Origin of the sequence: Paralcaligenes ureilyticus (assembly GCF_004346225.1) — a bacterium.
GTDB classification, from domain to species: Bacteria; Pseudomonadota; Gammaproteobacteria; order Burkholderiales; family Burkholderiaceae_B; genus Paralcaligenes; species Paralcaligenes ureilyticus.
This window is the reverse complement of sequence record NZ_SMAJ01000004.1, coordinates 267,033-287,010: the sequence shown is the minus strand read 5'-3', so window position 1 is coordinate 287,010 and position 19,978 is coordinate 267,033. Positions and strand designations below refer to the sequence as shown.

At 55.5% G+C, this 19,978-nt stretch carries 22 protein-coding genes; 11 read left to right on the top strand and 11 right to left on the bottom strand.

What is annotated here, in order from left to right; all coding sequences use genetic code 11:
* Positions 1-171: 171 nt before the first annotated feature.
* From EDC26_RS08165 to EDC26_RS08150, 4 genes are all read right to left on the bottom strand, one after another.
* Positions 172-915 carry a lysophospholipid acyltransferase family protein gene (locus EDC26_RS08165; protein ID WP_425012440.1) on the bottom strand — a complete coding sequence of 248 codons (744 nt, stop codon included), beginning with the start codon at positions 913-915 and terminating at the stop codon, positions 172-174.
* A 285-nt stretch (positions 916-1,200) separates the two neighbouring features.
* Positions 1,201-1,596, bottom strand: coding sequence for a Holliday junction resolvase RuvX (gene ruvX / locus EDC26_RS08160; RefSeq protein WP_132581344.1), 396 nt, complete (start codon positions 1,594-1,596; stop codon positions 1,201-1,203).
* Complete coding sequence (locus EDC26_RS08155) at positions 1,589-2,182, bottom strand: YqgE/AlgH family protein (protein ID WP_132581342.1); 594 nt, start codon at positions 2,180-2,182, stop codon at positions 1,589-1,591. The genes ruvX and EDC26_RS08155 overlap by 8 nt, the downstream gene beginning before the upstream one ends.
* A 31-nt stretch (positions 2,183-2,213) precedes the next feature.
* Complete coding sequence (locus EDC26_RS08150) at positions 2,214-2,378, bottom strand: rubredoxin (RefSeq protein ID WP_132581340.1); 165 nt, start codon at positions 2,376-2,378, stop codon at positions 2,214-2,216.
* Positions 2,379-2,524: 146 nt separating this feature from the next.
* Between EDC26_RS08150 and thiD the strand changes: the two genes are divergently transcribed.
* From thiD to EDC26_RS08100, 10 genes are all read left to right on the top strand, one after another.
* Positions 2,525-3,325 carry a bifunctional hydroxymethylpyrimidine kinase/phosphomethylpyrimidine kinase gene (gene thiD / locus EDC26_RS08145; protein WP_132581337.1) on the top strand — a complete coding sequence of 267 codons (801 nt, stop codon included), beginning with the start codon at positions 2,525-2,527 and terminating at the stop codon, positions 3,323-3,325.
* Positions 3,326-3,327: 2 nt separating this feature from the next.
* Positions 3,328-4,011, top strand: coding sequence for a thiamine phosphate synthase (gene thiE, locus EDC26_RS08140; RefSeq protein ID WP_132581335.1), 684 nt, complete (start codon positions 3,328-3,330; stop codon positions 4,009-4,011).
* Between the two features lie 261 nt (positions 4,012-4,272).
* A complete protein-coding gene (gene hemL, locus EDC26_RS08135; RefSeq protein WP_132581333.1) occupies positions 4,273-5,550 on the top strand; it encodes a glutamate-1-semialdehyde 2,1-aminomutase in 1,278 nt (425 codons plus the stop codon).
* Positions 5,551-5,802: 252 nt separating this feature from the next.
* Positions 5,803-6,423, top strand: a complete 621-nt coding sequence (locus EDC26_RS08130) for a transposase (protein WP_132581331.1) — start codon at positions 5,803-5,805, stop codon at positions 6,421-6,423.
* Between the two features lie 253 nt (positions 6,424-6,676).
* A complete protein-coding gene (locus EDC26_RS08125) occupies positions 6,677-6,970 on the top strand; it encodes a type II toxin-antitoxin system TacA family antitoxin (protein WP_132581329.1) in 294 nt (97 codons plus the stop codon).
* Positions 6,967-7,464, top strand: a complete 498-nt coding sequence (locus tag EDC26_RS08120) for a GNAT family N-acetyltransferase (RefSeq protein ID WP_132581327.1) — start codon at positions 6,967-6,969, stop codon at positions 7,462-7,464. The genes EDC26_RS08125 and EDC26_RS08120 overlap by 4 nt, the downstream gene beginning before the upstream one ends.
* Before the next feature lie 290 nt (positions 7,465-7,754).
* Complete coding sequence (locus tag EDC26_RS08115; protein ID WP_132581325.1) at positions 7,755-8,501, top strand: transporter substrate-binding domain-containing protein; 747 nt, start codon at positions 7,755-7,757, stop codon at positions 8,499-8,501.
* The gene (locus EDC26_RS08110; protein WP_132581323.1) at positions 8,498-9,166 is read left to right on the top strand and encodes an amino acid ABC transporter permease; all 669 of its coding nucleotides are present in this window, start codon (positions 8,498-8,500) and stop codon (positions 9,164-9,166) included. The genes EDC26_RS08115 and EDC26_RS08110 overlap by 4 nt, the downstream gene beginning before the upstream one ends.
* A complete protein-coding gene (locus EDC26_RS08105; RefSeq protein ID WP_132581321.1) occupies positions 9,163-9,936 on the top strand; it encodes an amino acid ABC transporter ATP-binding protein in 774 nt (257 codons plus the stop codon). Before EDC26_RS08110 ends, EDC26_RS08105 begins: the two co-directional genes overlap by 4 nt.
* A gap of 42 nt (positions 9,937-9,978) precedes the next feature.
* On the top strand, positions 9,979-10,464 hold the full coding sequence (locus EDC26_RS08100; protein ID WP_132581319.1) for a cupin domain-containing protein: 486 nt from the start codon (positions 9,979-9,981) through the stop codon (positions 10,462-10,464).
* Between the two features lie 179 nt (positions 10,465-10,643).
* Here the strand turns inward: EDC26_RS08100 and EDC26_RS08095 are convergent, their stop codons facing one another.
* The 4 genes from EDC26_RS08095 to EDC26_RS08080 form a co-directional block, all read right to left on the bottom strand.
* Positions 10,644-11,519, bottom strand: coding sequence for an SMP-30/gluconolactonase/LRE family protein (locus tag EDC26_RS08095; RefSeq protein WP_132581317.1), 876 nt, complete (start codon positions 11,517-11,519; stop codon positions 10,644-10,646).
* Positions 11,520-11,595: 76 nt separating this feature from the next.
* Complete coding sequence (locus tag EDC26_RS08090; RefSeq protein WP_132581315.1) at positions 11,596-13,641, bottom strand: ABC transporter permease; 2,046 nt, start codon at positions 13,639-13,641, stop codon at positions 11,596-11,598.
* Entirely contained in the window at positions 13,638-15,185 is a 1,548-nt protein-coding gene (locus EDC26_RS08085; protein ID WP_243700835.1) for a sugar ABC transporter ATP-binding protein, read from the bottom strand. The genes EDC26_RS08090 and EDC26_RS08085 overlap by 4 nt, the downstream gene beginning before the upstream one ends.
* Before the next feature lie 42 nt (positions 15,186-15,227).
* Positions 15,228-16,364, bottom strand: coding sequence for a sugar ABC transporter substrate-binding protein (locus EDC26_RS08080; protein ID WP_165930961.1), 1,137 nt, complete (start codon positions 16,362-16,364; stop codon positions 15,228-15,230).
* 147 nt (positions 16,365-16,511) lie between these two features.
* Between EDC26_RS08080 and EDC26_RS08075 the strand changes: the two genes are divergently transcribed.
* Positions 16,512-17,204 carry a GntR family transcriptional regulator gene (locus EDC26_RS08075; protein WP_132581313.1) on the top strand — a complete coding sequence of 231 codons (693 nt, stop codon included), beginning with the start codon at positions 16,512-16,514 and terminating at the stop codon, positions 17,202-17,204.
* A gap of 34 nt (positions 17,205-17,238) precedes the next feature.
* On the opposite strand, the gene kce is transcribed toward EDC26_RS08075, so the two are convergent.
* The 3 genes from kce to EDC26_RS08060 are packed head-to-tail and all read right to left on the bottom strand — an operon-like array spanning position 17,239 to position 19,931.
* Entirely contained in the window at positions 17,239-18,171 is a 933-nt protein-coding gene (gene kce, locus EDC26_RS08070; protein WP_132581311.1) for a 3,5-dioxohexanoate:acetyl-CoA acetone transferase, read from the bottom strand.
* Between the two features lie 10 nt (positions 18,172-18,181).
* On the bottom strand, positions 18,182-19,114 hold the full coding sequence (locus tag EDC26_RS08065) for a 3-hydroxyacyl-CoA dehydrogenase (RefSeq protein WP_243700834.1): 933 nt from the start codon (positions 19,112-19,114) through the stop codon (positions 18,182-18,184).
* A 46-nt stretch (positions 19,115-19,160) separates the two neighbouring features.
* Positions 19,161-19,931 (bottom strand): SDR family oxidoreductase, encoded by a 771-nt coding sequence (locus EDC26_RS08060; RefSeq protein ID WP_132581307.1) that lies wholly within the window; start codon positions 19,929-19,931, stop codon positions 19,161-19,163.
* Positions 19,932-19,978 lie beyond the last annotated feature (47 nt).

Sequence of the window (19,978 nt, the reverse complement as noted above, 5' to 3'; positions counted from 1 at the left end):
GATCGCTGCTAATGTAGTGGCAGCCCTTGTGGCTGCCAGGTGGTCGAGAACCAAGGCGGTGTTTATAGAACCCCGATGGCACCCACAAGGGGTGCCGCTACAAAAACCTACCCGCCGCTCATGTAGCGGCACCCCTCGTGGGTGCCATGCTTTTCACCATCAAAACAGATTCTACAAAGACCTGACCGCATCGCGAATCGCGCGGTGCGCTTGCGACGAGACCTTGCTGCGGCCCATCTCCTGGCAAAGCCCAGTGTCCATGACTCGCAAGAACTCGGCCTCCACAACGACCTGGGTGGTACCCAGCAAACACCACAGGTTCTGTATCAGATTCTGTTCTCCCACGAACGCCACGTAGTCGCTGCGCCGCCCACGATGCAGGAACCTCAGCGCTACCGGCTGGATATCGACATGGGCGCGCAATGCCGCGTCGAACAGGCTGGAATGAAAGGGCATTACGTCGAATCCCGGCGAGGTGGTTCCTTCCGGAAACAGCCCCACCACGTCACCGCGCTCGAAACGGGTCTTCATTTGTTCGCCCACCAGCCTGACCGCCTGACGCTGCCCGCGTTCTATGAACACGGTGCCGGCTCCCGCCACCAACCAGCCGATAAGGGGCCAGCGCCGGATATCGCTTTTTGCGATAAAGGACATCGGGCGCACGCTGTTGAGAACAAAGATATCGACCCAGGAAACATGGTTGGCCACCCAAAGGGCCGCTCCATCCAGAACGGGTTCGCCCAATATCCGCACACGCACTCCGCAAAGCCACATCAAAACCTGCGACCAGCGGTGATTCATGGCCGCCCTGACCGATAAAGGCGCAATCGGAAATATGCACACCACGGATAGCAAGCCCAGAATAATCCAGACAAACACGCAAATCGCCCGTACGGAAAATAACAAAACGCTCAAATCGGTCTCTTTAACAAGGCAAACTCGACATAACAACGAGAAATCAAGGGATGCTGCGTCATGACACGCTATATAACGTTCGGACGCGACATAACTTAAGGCCCGTAATTGTGACATGCCTTGATAGATACCGCCTTGTTCGTCGAAATGGCACCCACAAGGGGTGCCACTACAAAATTACAGAGGTGCCGCTACAAAAACTACGGGGATGGCGCTACAAAAACCTACCCGTGAAATAGGTAGCGGCACCCCTTGTGGGTGCCATCTACGCAAGAACCAGACCCCTCAACCCAGCGTATCGAAATAGCGCTGCAAGATAACGGCCGCGGCGACCGCGTCGTCGGCGGCATTGCTGCCCAGGATATCTTGCGCTTCGAGGCTTGAGCCGCGCTCGTCGACCAGTTCGACCATTATTCCGAAGCGGCCATGCAACTGGTGGGCGAACCGCCGGCAGCGCAGCGATGCGTATTGCTCGCCGCCTTCCATTGTCAGCGGCAGGCCGACAATCGCCCGTTGCGGCTGCCACTCGGCCAGCAGCCGGCCTATGGCCGCGAAACGTTGTTGGCGTGTGATGGGCGTTAAGATTTCCAGGGGCCGGGCCTGCCGGGTCAGCGTATTGCCGATGGCCACCCCTATTTTTTTTGTCCCGTAGTCAAACGCCAGCAGGGTTTCTTCAGTCATGGCCCACGTCGCCGGCCAGCATCAGCGGGTCGATCCCCAACAGACGCAGGGCTGCCACGTAGCGATCTTCGGGTGCGGTATGGAACAGAACCCCTTCCGAGGCCGTTACGTTAAGCCAGGCATTTTGCGCCATTTCGCTTTCCAGCTGGCCTGCGCCCCACCCCGCATACCCCAGCGTAATCAGGATGCGCGTCGGCCCGTGCCCTTGCGCGACATCTTGCAGTACGTCGCGCGACGTGGTCAGGGCCATCTCGCCCAAACGGATACTGGACCCGTATTCGCCCACCGGAACATGCAGCACAAAGCCGCGGTCGGTTTGCACCGGGCCGCCGAAAAACACGGGTGTATCTTTGATAGGGCCGATTTCCAAAGACGAATCAAGGTCGATGCGTTCGAGCAAACCGCCCACAGTCAGGTCCGTAGGCCGGTTAATGACCAGCCCCAGGGCCCCTTGGTCGGTGTGCTCGCACACATAAATGACGGTATCGGCCAGATTCCCCTGAACCACGCCGGGCATGGCCACAAGAAACTGTTGAGCCAAATTACCGCTATTGCTGCTGTGGGCCTGCCTCGCGGATGGTTCCATGACTCGTCTCCTGTGACCTCTGTTTGACGTATTAAACTTCAATCAGTTCAAAATCTTCCTTGCGTGCCCCGCACTCGGGGCAAACCCAGTTAGGTGGAACATCTTCCCAGCGCGTGCCCGGTGCAATCCCTTCTTCGGGCACGCCCGCTTCCTCATCATATATCCAACCGCAAATCAAACACATCCATGTACGCATGTTTTGTTACTCACTGAGAATTTCAAGCCCAAAAACCAACGGTCTTTGAGCGCTTCTATTAGAATGGGGTCTATCTTACTAAACCCAATAGCAATTACTTTGATCATAACCAAAGTTCGTTGCCTACTTCTGCGATTCGGTATTCTGTGCAAGCATCAAACCTCCCAATAGTTCTTATTTTCGGCCCTTTCGACCCCAGTGGGTCCAGTAGCCTGCCCGCCGATGCGGTTACTTGCGCAACGCTGGGATGCCACGCGCTAAGCACCCTGACAGCCATCCGCGTCCAGGACACGGTGGGAATTGAAGAAATCCAGCCTGTCGCGCCTGAACTGATCGACGACCAGGCGCGCTGCCTGCTCGAAGACATGGCCGTGCAGGCCATAAAAATAGGCCCTCTTTACACACCGGAATCGGTCAGCGCGCTGGCGCAAATCGCCGCCGATTACAACCAGGTGCCTCTGGTTCTGCATCTAACCGCCTGGCCCGACGAGGCCGCGCTGGAAGACATCGATTCCGAAGACGTGTTGAGCGCAACGCTGGAACTCTTGCTGCCCCAGACAGATATCGTCATCGCCGACCATAACCTGATGGTGCAATGGCAAGCCGAGGGCCTTTTGTCCACCATCGACGCGGCATCTCCGGCGCAGGCCCTGCTGCAATGCGGCGCCAAATGGGTGTTAAGCACGGCGGCCCCCATTCGCCCCGGCCAAAGCGCCTACTTGCTGCAAGGGCAGGAAAACGAAACCTTCAATTGGGCCTGGCAAGCGCCTGCCGCCCGGCTGCACGATGCCGACGGCCCCTTGGCCTGTGCCGTGGCCTGCCAACTGGCCATGGGGCTGGACGCTCCACAGGCTGTCGAGGCGGCGATCAAACAAGCGATGCCGCTCGCCGCAAATTCGTTCCAGCCCGGCATGGGTCACCCGTTAATCAACCGATCGCCCTCTTGAACATGAAAACGCCGCTTAGATTCCCACGTGGGCTGTATGGCATAACCCCCGAGTGGAGCGACACGCAAAGGCTGATCGCCGCCGTCCGGGCCGCCGCCGCCGGCGGCATGGTGGCATTGCAATGGCGCCGTAAAACCGCCACGCGGCGCGAAGGCGAATATCAGGCGCGGGCGCTGGCCGCAGCGTGCAAATCATTAGGCGTCGTATTCATTATCAACGACGACTGGCGCCTGGCGCTGGCGCTCGATGCCGACGGAGCCCACCTGGGACGCGAAGATGGCGCATTGATCGAAGCGCGGCAAGCCCTGGGACCCGACAAAATTCTGGGCTGCTCCTGCTACAACGACCCTGCGCTGGCCCAACAAGCCCTGGCCGCCGACGTCGATTACATTGCATTCGGCGCCATGTATCCCTCCAGCGTCAAGCCCGACGCGGTCCGCGCCACGCTCGACCATATCCGCGCGGGGCGGATGCTGGCAGAACGTACCCGGGCAGGCCGGATGCGGGGTGATCGTGCCGCTCCACGCGCGGCCGTGGTGACCATAGGGGGCCTGACGGCCGACAACGCCGCACCCGTAATTCGTGCCGGCGCCGACAGCGTCGCCCTGATCAGCGGCCTGTTCGGCGCCTCAAACATACAAGCTACAGCCCGCCGCTGCCGGGATCTGTTCGAAACGCGGGGGTAGGGGGCGTTTTTGGGGCGATGGTTCTTTGGGACGATGGCACCCACAAGGGGTGCCGCTACAAATACGTACCAGTCGTTCATCAAAAACGTACCTGCCGCTCATGTAGCGGCACCCCTTGTGGGTGCCATGGTCCCAATATCCGCACCTGTCGCATGTAACGGCAGCCCTCGTGGCTGCCACATCAACAATCAAAATAGAGAATAAACAGCAAGCTTGCTATGCTATAGCATCACCCTATTCCATCTTTAGAGCCCAATCGCCATGTCTCGCAACACCGAACTCTTCGAACGCGCCTGTCAATCCATTCCCGGCGGGGTCAATTCGCCTGTCAGGGCCTTTCGATCCGTGGGTGGCTCGCCGCGCTTTATCAAGCGCGCGCAAGGCCCTTATTTGTGGGATGCCGACAACGTCCGCTACATCGACTACGTCGGCTCGTGGGGCCCCGCCATACTTGGGCACGCGCACCCGGAAGTGGTTAAGGCCGTACAGGAGGCCGCCGTCGACGGGCTTTCATTTGGCGCGCCGACCGAAGCCGAAATCCTGATTGCCGAAACCATTGTGGCGCGCATGCCGTCCATCGAGAAAGTACGCCTGGTCAGCTCGGGCACCGAAGCCACCATGACCGCCATACGCCTGGCGCGCGGCGTAACGGGCCGCTCGAAAATCATTAAATTCGAAGGCTGCTACCATGGCCACGCCGACAGCCTGCTGGTCAAAGCGGGATCAGGCATGCTTACCTTCGGCCACCCAACCTCGGCGGGGGTCCCCCCCGAATTCATTCAGCATACCCTCGTGCTCGACTACAACAAGCTCGATAGCGTCGAAGCCGCGTTCAAGCTGCACGGCACCGATATCGCCTGCATTATTGTCGAGCCCATAGCCGGCAACATGAATCTGATCCAGCCCGTGCCGGGTTTCCTCGAGGGCTTGCGCACTCTGTGCACACAATATGGCGCGCTGCTGATTTTTGACGAAGTCATGACGGGCTTTCGGGTTGGGCCACAAGGCGTACAAGGACTGACCGGCATCAAGCCCGACCTGACCACGCTGGCGAAGATCATCGGCGGCGGGATGCCGGTAGGCGCCTTTGGCGGCCGCGCCGACATCATGGAACACATCGCACCACTGGGCGGCGTTTACCAGGCCGGCACGCTATCGGGCAATCCGGTGGCCGTGGCCGCCGGCCTGACGACGCTTAAGCTGCTGTCCGAACCCGGCTTTTACGAGCGCCTGGGTGCGCAAACCCAAAAGCTGGCCGACGGGATCGCCGATCGCGCCGAAGCCGCCGGCATCGCCCTTAGCACCGACCACATCGGCGGCATGTTCGGCATCTACTTCAGCGAACGGATACCCACCAGTTTCGCGGAAGCATCAAGCTGCAATGTCGAGCGCTTTAAAAAGTTCTTTCACGCCATGCTCATCAAAGGCGTATATTTTGCGCCCTCCGCGTTCGAAGCCGGCTTCGTCTCGGCCGCGCACGACGATGCCGTTATCCAGGCCACGCTGGACGCTGCGGAACAGGTGTTCGCCAAACAATAGGCGCGTGGGTTTGAATGGCACCCACAAGGGGTGCCGCTACAAAAACGTGCCCGCCACATGTAGCGGCACCCCTTGTGGGTGCCATCGTCATATTGCAATTTCACAAACCCCGCCGTAGCGGCAGCCCTTGTGGCTGCCATCCCCCACACACCATAGATCCCCCCATGACACAAACATCCCTTCACGGATGAACTACCGCCAATCCCGTGATACCTTCGATTTCATCATCGGAACTCGCTCGAAGGACTTGTCATGGCGCAGCACACTCCCACGATCAAAAACGAAACGCCCTTGGCACCCCGCGCCCACTCACGGCACCGCCCGCCGCGCTTGCCGGGCTACGACTACTCGCAAGCGGGCGCGTATTTCATCACCCTATGCACCCACCACCGGATGCTGTTATTCGGCCAAATCGAAAACGGCCAGATGCGTCCCAACAATGCCGGCCTTATGGTCGCCGATGTGTGGGAAACACTGCCAAGGCTCTTTCCTGATCTCGCGCTGGACGGGTTCACGATCATGCCCAATCACATCCACGGCATCCTGTTCATTTCCCCGCCGAGGCACGCATTTCCGTTCTCTCAAAAAGGCCTGGCCCTGCCCGTAGGCGATGACCCGCGTAGCGGCCATATCCGTGCAAAAGGCCCACACACAATAGGAAATATAGTCGGGGCGTTCAAATCTTTGTCCACCCTTAGATATATCAATAATGTAAAAACGTCACACTGGCCATCGTTCGAAGGCCGGCTCTGGCAGCCTAACTACTACGAGCATGTCATTCGAAACGAATCCAACCTGACGCAGATCCGTACCTACATTGCGAATAATCCGGCGCAATGGTCGCTGGATCGCGAAAACCCGATCAATTTTTAACGAATACGTACCCGTGAATTATGTAGTGGCAGCCCTCGTGGCTGCCATATCACTGACGATGAAGACGAAAAAAACGTTGCATGAATCATGTAGCGACAGGCCTTGTGCCTGTCATCTGTGCAAGCAACACTCCTTTTGCTTAAAAGAAATGCCACCCACAAGGGGTGGCGCTACATAATTCACGATTACGCGCCGCGCAATCCTCAGATATGCTTTTGTGCTGTAATACATATGCACTACAAAAAGGTAATATATGGCGCATACCCTATCACCCACCCAAGAACCCGTCACCATCAGCATTCGAGCCAAAGCCGGCCAGCGTGATCTGATTGACCAGGCCGCCGACCGGCTCGGGCGTAGCCGCTCGGAGTTCATGCTGGAAGCGGCCTGCCGGGAGGCCGAAGATGTGCTGCTCGACCAGACGTACTTTGCACTCGACGCCAAAGGCTTTTCGGCATTTCAGGCAATGCTCGATACGCCGCCCGCGCCCTCCGACCGACTGCGCCGCACGATGAAAGCGCCCGTTCCGTGGAAGCCGCGGCGATGATTTCAACGCCGGAGCCGCTTGCTGGTTCTCATCAGCTTGCCGACTTTGACAGTGGCGAGCCGTCGCTTGACGAGTGGTTAAAGCGGCGCGCCGCCAAAAATCAAGCCAATGGATCATCACGTACCTATGTTGTATGCGAAGGCCAGGCCGTCATTGGCTACTACTGCCTGGCGGCCGGAGCAATCGGCCATGGCGCAGTGCCAGGCGCCCTGCGGCGCAACCGGCCAGATCCCATTCCGGTCCTGGTTCTTGGCCGCTTGGCGATCCACAAGGACCACCATCAAAAAGGCATAGGTACCGCTCTGTTGCGCGACGCCATCCTACGCACGATTCAGGCGGCCGAAATCGCCGGCGTCTCGGCGCTGCTGGTGCACGCGCTGTCCGAACAAGCCAGGCGCTTTTATCGTTCCCGAGGCTTCATCGAGTCACCCATCAAAACCATGACCCTGTGCCTACCCCTGGCCACCGCCGAACAGGTTCTGCGCGAAGAATAATGATTTTTGGCATCCACAAGGGAGCCACTACAAAGACCTGCCCGTGAATCATGTAGCGCCACCCCTTGTGGGTGGCAAAACCGTGACGATCAAGACGATTCCATATTTTGGGAAAATGGCAGCCACAAGGGCTGCCGCTACATAGCGACGGGTACGTTTCTTCGCCAACGGCAAGTATCTAGGGGTTTTTCCCATATCGGCACTTTTTTAAGCTTCAAATAGTGCAATAACGCAAAATCTCGCTAAGCTTACGAAATTCCGTATTTCCACCTCGCGCACAAGGAGTTTTCATGACATCCCGCAAAACCTTATTAACCGCGCTGCTCGCCGTAACGCTGGGCAGTTTCGCGGCAGTTGGACACGCCGCCTCGGACACCATCCGCGTTGTAACCGACGCCACGTTTCCCCCCATGGAATTTACCCAGGCGGGGCAGCGCACCGGTTTCGATATTGAGCTGACCGAAGCCCTGGCCAAGGAAATGGGCAAAAAGGTAGCCTGGACCGATATCGACTTCAAAGGGCTCATTCCCGCCATCGTGTCAGGCCGGGCCGATGCGGCCATGTCGGCCATTTACATTACCGACGCGCGCAAGAAAGTGGTGGATTTCACCGACCCGTATTACGCCGGCGGCCTGGTTGTCCTAACCAAGAAAGACGGCCCCATCAAGACGCTTAAAGACCTGGACGGCAAGAAAGTCTCGGTGCAGGTCGGCACCAAATCGGTGAAATTCCTGCAAGATAGCTTTCCGAAAGTGGTGCGCGTCGAGGTCGAGAAAAACGAAGAAATGTTCAACCTGGTCGAGGTCGGCCGCGCCGACGCAGCGGTGACCGGCAAACCGGCCGCCAAGCTTTACGCGCAACACAACCCCACCTTGACCGTTCTGCCCGAGCAAATCACCACCGAAGAATACGGTATTGCCGTCAGCAAAGCGCAACCCGAGCTGACCAAGAGCTTTAACGAAGCCCTAAAGCGCATCAAGGCCAACGGCGTCTACCAAAAAATCGTCAACAAGTGGTTTGAAGCCAGCGCCAAATGAACTTTGATTTCACCCCGGTCCTGGCCGACTGGACATCGCTCTTCAGAGGCGCCACCGTTACCGTCGAGGTGACGGTGTGCGCACTGCTTCTGTCGTGCCTGCTGGGGCTGCTGATCGGCATCGGCCACCTGAATCCGCAACGCAAAATCACCTACTGGTTTTGCAGCGTTTACCTGTCGTGCTTTCGCGGCACGCCCTTGCTGGTACAGCTCTTTATCTGGTTCTTCGGCCTGCCGCGCTTTGGCATCTTGCTCCCGGCCTTTGCCTGCGGGATGCTGGGCCTGGGCATGTATTCGGCTTCGTATGTGTCCGAAGTCGTGCGCGGCGCGATTCAATCGGTCGACCGCGGTCAAACCGAGGCGGCTCGGTCGCTGGGCATGTCCTCCACCCAGGCCATGCTGAAAATCATTTTGCCACAGGCGTTCGTACGCATGATTCCGCCGCTCGGCAATGAATTCATCGCGCTCATCAAAAACTCGGCCCTGGTGTCGCTGGTCACCATCCACGACCTGATGCATGAAGGACAAAAAATCATCAGCGTGTCGTATCGCTCGCTGGAAACCTACTTGGTCATCGCTGTGGTGTACTGGATCATGACAACGGCCACCACCCTGGTGCTGCGCCATATCGAAACGCGTCTTAAAGCCGGAGGGATGGTGCAATGACCGCCCCCGCCATGATCAAAATAAGCCAGCTGCATAAGTCATTCGGCAGCAATCAGGTTCTGAAAGGCATCGACCTGGAAGTCGATCTATCGCAAGTGGTGGTGGTCATCGGCCCGAGCGGCTCGGGCAAAAGCACCTTGCTGCGCTGCTGCAACGGCCTGGAAATCGCCCAGCAAGGCGTCATCGACATCTGCGGCCAGCGCCTCACCGACAACGGCGCCATGCTGGCCGAGAAAGACCTGAATCGCCTGCGCACCCAGGTCGGCATGGTCTTCCAATCGTTCAATCTGTTTCCGCACTTAAGCGTCTTGCATAACGTCACCATCGGCCCCAGAACTCTGCGTGGCATGGGCGCGGCGCAAAGCGAACAATTGGGCGAGGCGCTGCTGGCCAAGGTCGGCCTGGCCGAGAAGTCCTCCGCCATGCCCGCCAGCCTGTCGGGCGGCCAAAAGCAACGCGTGGCTATCGCCCGGGCGCTGGCCATGGAACCCAAGGTTATGCTATTCGACGAGCCCACTTCGGCGCTCGACCCCGAACTGGTGGGCGAGGTGCTGCAGGTGATGAAACTGCTGGCCAAAGAAGGCATGACCATGATGGTCGTCACCCACGAAATGAGCTTTGCCAAGGAAGTGGCCGACACCGTGGTCGTGATGGACGGCGGGCGCATTATCGAAGCGGGCGTACCCGAAGTGATTTTCAAAAACCCCAAAGAAGCGCGCACGCGTTTGTTTTTGCAAGCCATCCTGAAAGACGAAACCCAAACGCCCTGAATCGTGCGGTATCATGGTTGTTAGCCATTCGCGGAGGAATTCATGGGCGAGGACACACAACACAAAGACTGGCGCACCGAAGGGGTCAGCGTTATTCGGGGCGACCAGATGGACACCAACACCGCACAAACGCCGGGCATGCACCGCGCCGCGGCGATCAACCACGCGCGTGTCGGCGCGCAAAAGCTATGGGCCGGCACCGTCACCATCTTCCCCAAAGCCAAGACAGGCGCCCATCATCACGGCGCGCTCGAAAGCGTCATTTACATTGTGCGCGGCCACGCCCGCATGCGTTGGGGCGATCAGCTGGAATTCACCGCCGAAGCCGGCCCGGGTGATTTCATCTACGTGCCTCCCTACGTCCCACACCAGGAAATGAACGCCAGCAACGACGAGCCCCTGGAATGCGTGCTGGTGCGCAGCGACAACGAAGCCGTCGTCATCAACCTGGACATCGCCGCCGTCGAAAAACCCGAAACCGTGTATTGGGTGGATCCTATCCACAAGCATCCGCACCCGCACGATTAATGGCGCCCTAGGTCGATTAATAGCGCCTTGAATTAATGGCACCTTATTATGTAGCGGCAGCCCTTGTGGCTGCCATTTACGCAATAACCCGGATCCCGTTTAGCAAAGATGCCACCCACAAGGGGTGGCGCTACAAAAAAATGGCAGCCACAAGGGCTGCCGCTACAACCAACTCATGCCTATCCGGCGAACCTGAATTCAGGCAGCCCTTTTATTCCCAAACCCGTAATTGCAAAAACGCTTCCACCTAAAACACTGTCTTTAGGGAATCTGGGCAAAGGCGGCCTGGACATGGACGTTACGTACAGGATATCCAGGTTCGGTCCGCCGAACATGACGCTGGTGACATTTTTCACGGGCATGGGGATGACTTTATCGATAGACCCGTCCGGAGCGTAGCGAACGAGGTTTCCCTCATAGACCTGCGCGTTCCAAAGATAGCCCTCCGCATCGACCGTGGCGCCATCCGAAGACTTGAATGCTTTACCTTGAAGGGATGTAAACGTTCGCTTATTGGAAATGCCGCCCGTCTTTTGATCGTAATCGTAGGCCCATATATCGCCCGACCAGGTGTCGGAAAAATAAAAAGTATTGCCGTCCGGACTCCAGCAAGGACCGTTTGAAACCATGATATTCGTATCCAGGGTATGCAGGCTAAGATCGGGGTCGAGGCGGTATAGCGCACCGTTGGGGCCCTCTTCTTTCGTATCCATGCTACCAACTACAAAACGCCCTTGCTTATCGACTTTGCCGTCATTCAATCGATTGTTCAGGCTGTTGGGCTCAGGATCGATAATCAAATCCAGCAGGCCGGACCGAAAATCAAGAAAATGCAGACCTCTAGCCAAGGAAACGACCGCGCCGCCATTTTTTCTTAAAGCCATGGATCCAATTTTTTCAGGAACCTGCCACGCCCGTAGCTCGCGGCCGTCGGCTGTCGACCGGAATATCCGGCCATCGGCGCTATCCACCCAATACAAGCGCTGTTCGTCGACATCCCACAATGGCCCCTCGCCCAGGGTCGTTTTTACGTCGACCAAAATATCAATCTTCATAGATGCCTCCTTAACATGGCCAAAATTTGATTGTCTAAAAACGAAAAAAATCCTGGCCCATGACAAATGAACGAAATCAACCTACCGGCTTTTCTTTTAACGCCGCCACTGCGGCAAGCAGGACGGCTCCAAATAAGATAGGACGAATCGCGTACGGCAAATTGCTGCCGACCAGGAGCGCTTGCAACGCCGTCAGCAACAACACGCCCGCCAGAATCCCCAAATAATGCCCCCGGCCGCCGGTGATCAACCCGCCGCCCACCACAATCACGGCTATCGACGGCAACAGGTAATCGTCTCCCATACCCAAGCTCGCCTGGCCGGAAAATCCGGTTAACAACACGCCCACAATCGCCGCGCACACCGAGGACAATATATACACAAGCACCAGGGTTCTATTGGTAGGCACGCCAGATAAATAAGCCGCTAACTGATTGCTGCCTACGGCATAGACATGGCGGCCAAATGAGGTTTTGCCCAAGAGATAGACAGAAAAAACGATGAATATCAGCAAAAACAAAACAATAGGGGTGACTCCCAGCACTTTGCCGGTCATCAACCAGCCCACCAAGGGAGGGGGGAAACCGCTGGTGGTTCCTCCTGAGTAAATCAGGGCAATGCCTTGCAAAATGCCATTCGATGCCAATGTGGCCACAATGGGAGAGATGCCGAGCACCGCCACCATCAAGCCATTGACCAAGCCAATGAGCGCCCCTATCAGCAAAACCAGCGGTAACGCATAAAGCAGTGAATGGTTGGAGCCCAGGCTCCAACTGGTGAATAAAATAGCGGTCAGGCCAATCGTCCATGGAATCGACAAATCCAGGCCGCCGGTAAAAATAACGACGCCTTGTCCCAGGGCCAAAACGATCAGGAAGGTCGATAAAACAATCAGTGCGTTCCAATACGACCATTCAAAGATATTACGGCCCAGGAAAAATTGGGTTGCTATCACCACCGCAAAAAAACAGATCAGCGCCGGCAATGAATATCGGATATCTTTTTTGTATTTTCTAAAGAAGGTGATTTTTTCAAACTGCCCGGAATCAGGCGTTGGCTCTATTTTTAAGGTTCTATCTTGTTGGTCGATTTGAGAAACCAAAGCTCCCCGCTTATAAGCGATGACTCGCCCAATAGACGACTTAACAAACAAGTTGAACGTGGAGCCCTTGCCCAGGGAACCTAGCAACACCGCAAATATCAGTACACATCCCTGGGCAATCGTGGAGAAGTAGGCGGATATATTCAATATCAGCAAAATATTCACAATGATCATCAGCACGTAAGCGCCAATGATTGAACCCAGGGGGCCCCCTTTTCCGCCGCCCAAGCGGGTGCCACCTACGACCACCGCAGCAAACACGGAAAGCAGCAGGGAGTTGCCCACCAGGGGATCGCCCGACCCTGTCTGCGCACTAAGGAATAGCCCCGCCAGACCATAAAAGGCGCCCGCCAGGACATAGGTATAAAAGCAGGTGCGGCCGACATTGACTCCAACGGCTTTTGCCGATTCCAGATGGCCGCCTATTGCATAGATATGCAAACCGAATGGCGTCCTTTTTATCCAGCACCACAACAGCATGGACAGCCCTAGCAAGAGCAGGGACACCGGCACCAAGCCGGGAATGAAATCACCCATCAGGGTTTCGCTTACAGCCCCCGGAACGTGCCCGCCGGGGGCGTCCATCACCAACAAGGCCACGCCCTGCCAAATAAACATGGTCGACAGGGTAACAACAATAGACTGCAGTTTTAAATAGGCAACCAAAATGCCGTTTACCAGGCCGCAAAATGCGCCAACGGCAAGCGACAAAAATACGGCATACACAAGGCTAAAGCCGGAATTCTCCGGAATAACTCCGAAGGCGACAACCACATTGACCAGGGAAATAATCGCCCCAACCGATAAATCGAATCCACCGGTCAGGATCACCAGGGTTGCGCCCACGGCGGCCAAAGCCAAGGTAGCGCCACCGCTCGAAAGCAAGGCCACGTCAAAATAGCTAAAGCTTCCCGAGCCTTGCGACACCACCACCAGAAGCAACACTATCAACACCAGCAATGCCGCAAATACGCTCCCATACCTTTGAAACACCGTATATTCCATGGAGTCGCGAGTCATGAATCCAGACCCTTGCGCTCTTTGGCGTCACCCATTGCCGCTTCCATAATGTTGGTCTCTGTAATATCGGCGCCGTCCAATGTTTTATTTATTTTCCCGCGGTACATCACGTGAACACGATCGCTCATATTGACGACCTCCGATATCTCGGTGGAGTAGAACAATACAGACCCGCCCAGCTTGGTGAAATTGACCATTAACTGGTATAGCTCATGCTTGGTGCCAATATCGATGCCTCGCGCCGGATCGAACAACAACAAGATCCGGCTATTAGCCAGCAGCCATTTGGCAATGACGATTTTTTGCTGATTCCCGCCCGAAAAAGAGCTGGCGTCCATCCACAGCGCGCGCCGGCTTAATTCGATTCGGTCGAATACCTTGGCCCCGGACTGCGCCTCATCCGCTTGATCGATATAGCCGCGTTTTTTGAACCGCTGCAAAACGGGTAAAGAGGCGTTTTTCAACCCACTTTGATTGAGCAAAAGGCCTTCAGTCTTGCGATCTTCCGGCACAAAACCTATTCCTACATTAGACCGAATCGCATCTTTGGGAGAAAAAAGAGCCACATCCTGCCCATCGATAAGCAACGCCCCACTTTCAGGCTGCTGAATACCAAAGCATATTTCGAAAACATCCAGCTGCCCCATACCCTGCAAGGCGGCTATACCCAGAATTTCGCCTTTGTGCAGACCTATATTCAGGTTACTTAACTTTCCCGCATTGATGTCCTGCAGTTCCAATACAACCTTGCTTTGGTCAATCGCCAACCCGTCCTTCTTCGGATACACCTGCGATATCGAGCGGCCAACAATCAACTCGATGACCTCATCATCCGAATAATCGCTGACCGGCCGCGTAGAAACATGCGCGCCATTTCTTAAAATGGATAGGTCATCGCAAAACTCCCTGACCTCTCTCATGCGATGAGAGATGAATATGACCGTTACGCCTTTTCTTTTCAAATTCTCGATAATGCCGCCTAGCCAGACAACATCCGAACTGGACAGCGTCGAAGTCGGCTCATCCAAAAGCAATATTTTCGGGTTTCGATACACGGCCCGGGCAATCTCAATTTTTTGCTGGATCGCCAAATCCAACCGGCCAACCGGGAGGTTCAAGGGCAAGTCGAAATCAAGCTCCTCGAAGTGTTGTGCGATGGATTTCTTTAGGACCGACCGCTGCAGCATCCCGGTTCTCCCGGTTAGGGCGCGCGGCAAGAGCATGTTATCCAGGACAGACAAATCAGGCAGCATGGTCATTTCTTGAAAAGCTGTCTGTATGCCTAATGACTGGGCGACAGTGGGAGAATCCAGCGTCTGCTCGTGCCCGAATACCTCAATGCTTCCGGAAGAAGGCATCAGCAAGCCTGACAATAGCTTTAGCGTCGTAGACTTGCCTGCGCCGTTTTCTCCCAATAAAGCATGCACGCGCCCCTGCCTGATTTCCAGGGAAACGTCAATAACGGCTTTTACAGGGCCAAACTCTTTGGACACATGCGTCAGGCGCAAGGCGCTGGCATTTTGATTCATAGGAGGGGTACCCATTGAACAGGCCTGGGGGACAACGCCCCCAAGGCCAACGCACTATTATTTTGATGAATCGGGCTTGGCGCTTAACGCCGCGTTTAATCCCAAACCTTCGGTCTGATCTGAATAAATCGATGCAAACCATCCAGGGTTCTTAACGCTGGCCGGCTGAAACGTATTGCATCCGTTTTTCATGTCGCTCCAACTGCCGCTGGTGCACAGCTTAACGTTGGCATTGGTTATTTGCGGCAAAGGAAGCGTGACCCTATTAGGCACGGTCTTGCCATCCAGAGCCTCTACAGCCAGCTTAAGCGCCAACGCGCCGGAATAAGGAGGCGACGCATAAGAAAAACGTTGCGCTCCTTGGGGGGCATAGCTGCCGTGCGCACCGTCTACTTTTGTACCCACCGGCAGCATCTGAACTCGCCCGCCATTAGAGCCTTCTCCGGCGCAGGGCAGAAGGTCTTTGGCCTTGCGGCCGGACTCCAGCTGCATGGCATTGGCGGTATAGCACCCCACCTGCATCCAAAGGCCATTTATCTTGTCCCAGCCGCGGACGGCAATTAATTTTGAGAGCTCGGTTCTGGCGACGGCCTGGCTCCACATCCCCGGAGTTTCGCCCACGATTTTTATACCCGGGTATTTGGCGAATACGGCCTTTGCGGCCTCGGTTCTTTGCTTGTCTACAGACGTTCCCGGAACACCCGTAATCATCACAACGTTGCCTTTCCCATCCAGCTTCTTAGCCAGCCATTGGGCGGTAACGGTTCCCGCTTCTTTCTGATCGATCGTAACGTTATGGGCGCATGGCTCGGTGACCTCGCCATCGTAAGCAAAAATCTTTACGCCCTTGCTACATGCATTTTTTATAACTTGATTCAAAGCCGTGGGGGAAATCGGATAGACAACAATGGCTTGGGCGCCCGCCTGAACCATGGCATTGATTTGCTGTATTTGTTTTTGCGCGTTTGGGCCGGCTACCTGCACTTCCAGTTGAACCTTGTCTTTAAGAGCCGGAGTCTGCGCCATGGCCTTGACCATGTTGGCGGCTTCCGCTTGCCAATCATTGCCGATGTAACTCATACTCAAATAGATTTTGTACTTGGCGGTTGCCGCCTTTGCCATTAACGGCACCGCCGCCATTACCAGCGATAGACACGACAATAAAATTGTGAGATTTTTCCTATGAATTTGCATTTAAAGTCTCCATTTAGGTTATAAATCTGTTTATAAAACAACAGCTTAAATATTTATTATTTTCAAATCGGCAACATCAATGTATGATCTGTGATCACAGAATACACATGATTTGAATTAGCGTCAATGCAAACTTCCGGACACCCTATGAACCTGAGCGATAGACTAAAAAAGATAGACAAAAGCAAACTTTCCGACAAAGTCTATGAAGAATTAAAGGATCTCTTAATCGCAGGACAAGTAACGCCGGGCGAGCGGTTCAGCCTGCGAGGGTTAGCCGACTCTACCGGCACAAGCTCCATGCCCGTACGCGAAGCGGTCGGGCGGCTGGTTGCCGAGCACGCACTGGAAGTCCTGCCCAATCGCGCCATCAGGGTTCCCCTCATGACCAAGAGCCGTTTTCTGGAACTGAGAACCATACGGATCAGTCTCGAAGGGTTAGCCATCTCGAAAGCGGCCATAAATCGATCTGCGGCAGAGCTCAAAAAAATGGGCGAATACGAACAGCTATTCGAGCTGGAACGGCAAAAGCAAGACCCCGACGGAAAGACGGCCGTAAAGTTCAACAAAAATTTGCACTTTGCCATCTACCGCGCGTCCAACATGCCTGCTCTTGTAAAAATGATCGAAAGCCTTTGGCTGCAAATTGGCCCGGTCTTGAATTACGATTTGGCTATCAATACAGACCGCCTAACCAACAGGGAAGCCCAAATTCACCACAAAAACATGATTTCCGCCATACGAAAAAAAGACCCCAATGCCGCCGAGGCCGCTTTGGTATCAGACTTAATGAGCGCCAGTGAGTTGATCCTGAAGAAAAACGTTCTGGCCGACGAATAAAGACGGCGGCCAGAAAGCGAAATGCCATCAGAGCTCAAAAATTAACGTTGTCTTTACCCTTCAGGCTTAGAATTTCGCGCACCTCATCGGGTGTTGCGATGTCGAAGTTCAACGCCTCCAGAACGGTGCGAATCCGCTGCACCTGCTCTGCGCTCGATGCCGCGAGTTGTCCCGGGCCTATCCACAAAGAGTCTTCCAAACCGACCCTGACGTGCGAACCCATGGCGGCGCCTATCGTCGCCAACGGGATCTGGTTTTTGCCGGCCCCCAAAATCGACCACTGATAGTTGTCTCCGAACAAGCGATCCGCCGTCCGGCGCATATGCATGAGATCTTCAGGATGCGGCCCAATGCCGCCCAAAATACCGAATACGGACTGCACGAATAAAGGCGCTTTGGCCAGGCCTCGACGATGAAAATACTCCAGGTTATACAAGTGACTAATGTCGTAGCACTCAAATTCGAACCGGGTGCCATTGGCGTTCCCCGCAGTGAGGATCGCTTCGATATCCCGATAGGTATTTTTGAAGATCAGGTCGCGGCTGTTTTCAAGATGCTCCCGCTCCCAGTCATGCTTGAATTCTTTAAACCGCTCCAGCATGGGAAACAACCCAAAGTTCATCGAGCCCATATTCAAGGACGCCACCTCGGGCTTGAACTCAAGGGCCGGGCGCATGCGTTCCTGAACCGTCATATGCGGGCTGCCGCCCGTTGTAATGTTGATAATGGCGTCGGTATGTTTTTTGATCTGCTCTAAAAAAGGCCTGAACAAGTCGGGGTCCTGCGACGGCTTGCCGTCTTTCGGATCACGCGCATGCAAATGAATAATGGCCGCTCCCGCTTTGGCCGCATCGATGCCTGCTTTGGCAATTTCAGCGGCTGTCACGGGTAGATAAGGCGACATACTGGGGGTGTGAATTGCGCCGGTTGGGGCACAGGTAATAATTACTTTGCGTTTATGCGCCATGTTTTTGCTCCTATTTGCCAAGGTTTGCTTTGTTCTTGAAACTGACCAGTTCCATTAACTTCGTGTCTCTCCAGTCGGCCCGCTCTTGAAGCTGGTCGCGCGGCAGCACCTGTTCGCGTTGAGCCGCCACGTCGTGTATCAGCGATTCGGCCCAAGGCTCTACAACGGACTGCTGCTCGGCGATGGACTCATACAAGCCGCCATACCGGCGGCAATAATCAGCGAGGCCCTCGGGCGCATTCAAGTCGATAGTCTCGAACGGCCCCATAAAGGCCCATCGCAGACCCAGCCCATCTTTAATGGTCGTGTCCACATCATCGACAGACATATAGCCATGCTTGACCAGCTTGAAGGCTTCATTGAGCACAGCACCCTGCAGCCTGTTCAACACAAAGCCTTCAATTTCTTTTTTCAACAGCACAGGCCTTTGCTTGATGCTGTCCATCAAAGCGATCGTCTGCTGAACCACCTGTTCGCTGGTCCACGGCGCACCGCACACCTCCACCAACGGAATCAAATGGGGCGGATTGACGGGGTGCGCCACGACACAACGTTGCCGATTGGACAATGCCGCGGAGAACAAGGACGCCGGGATGCTGGACGTCGAACTTGCCAACACGGTTTCCCGCGGGCACAGCTCATCGAGCATCTGAAAGATTTCCTTTTTGATTTCCAATTTTTCAGGCAGATTTTCCTGAATGTAACCGGCGCCATCCACGGCGGCTTCAATCTCGGGGAAAACCTGGATACGCGCCAAGGTTGCCTGTTGGTCAACCAACAGATCATGCTGGCTCAAAACACCCAACTGCGTCGCAATCAGGTCACGTACCCCACTAACGACCCGGCTATCCTTATCCCATAGTTGCACTTCATGGCCAGCCCGCGCAAACACAATGGCCCAGGAACGGCCTATCAAGCCTGCACCAATAATCCCTACTTTCAAGATGCTTTCCTTTTTCATTGACACCGTACGGGGTCGTGCCATGGAATCAAAGCAGTTTTTCGGTATTGCCGTCAACGGCCAAAGCCTGCCCCGAAACATTTTTAGCCAAATCACTCGCTACGAACACAACCATATTCGCAATATCTTCAGCTGTCACCATCCGGTTCAACGAAGCCTGCTGCTTATAACCCTCTTCGACCTCGGAAGCAGGCTTGCCCATCATTTTCGCCTTGGCTGCTATCACCGCCTGAATCCGGGGGCCGTCCACCGCACCGGGGCAAATGGCGTTAACACGGATGCCGTCCGGGCCCAGCTCGATCGCCAGCGATTTGGTAAAACCAACCACCGCCCACTTGGAAGCCGAATAAGGCGACCTGCCCGCAAAACCCAAGCGGCCCGCCGCCGACGATAGGTTGACGATTGAAGGTGCCTTTCCCGCACGCAACATGTCCAAACCATACTTCACACACAGGAACTGTCCCGCGATATTGATCGCAAACGTCTTGTCCCAATCCGCCTTGTCGATTTTTTCTACCGGACCGGTCGGCCCTGCAATCCCTGCGTTATTCACCAGAACATCCAGGCCGCCCAGCTTTTTTTTCACCTCGCCCATCAAACTCCGTACATCGGCTTCAGATGAAACATCCGCCACAGCAACGTGATACGAGCTATCCTGGCTTTTCAGCGCGGCCAGGGCAATCGAATCAATGTCAGAGACAAACACCTCCGCTCCGTAGAGCTTGAATTTCTTCGCTGTTTCCAGGCCAATACCACTGGCCCCAGCCGTTATCAGGACACGTTTGCCGTTCAAGTTCATTGTTTAATCTCCGACCATTCCGTTCTATTAATCTTGCCCACCATCTG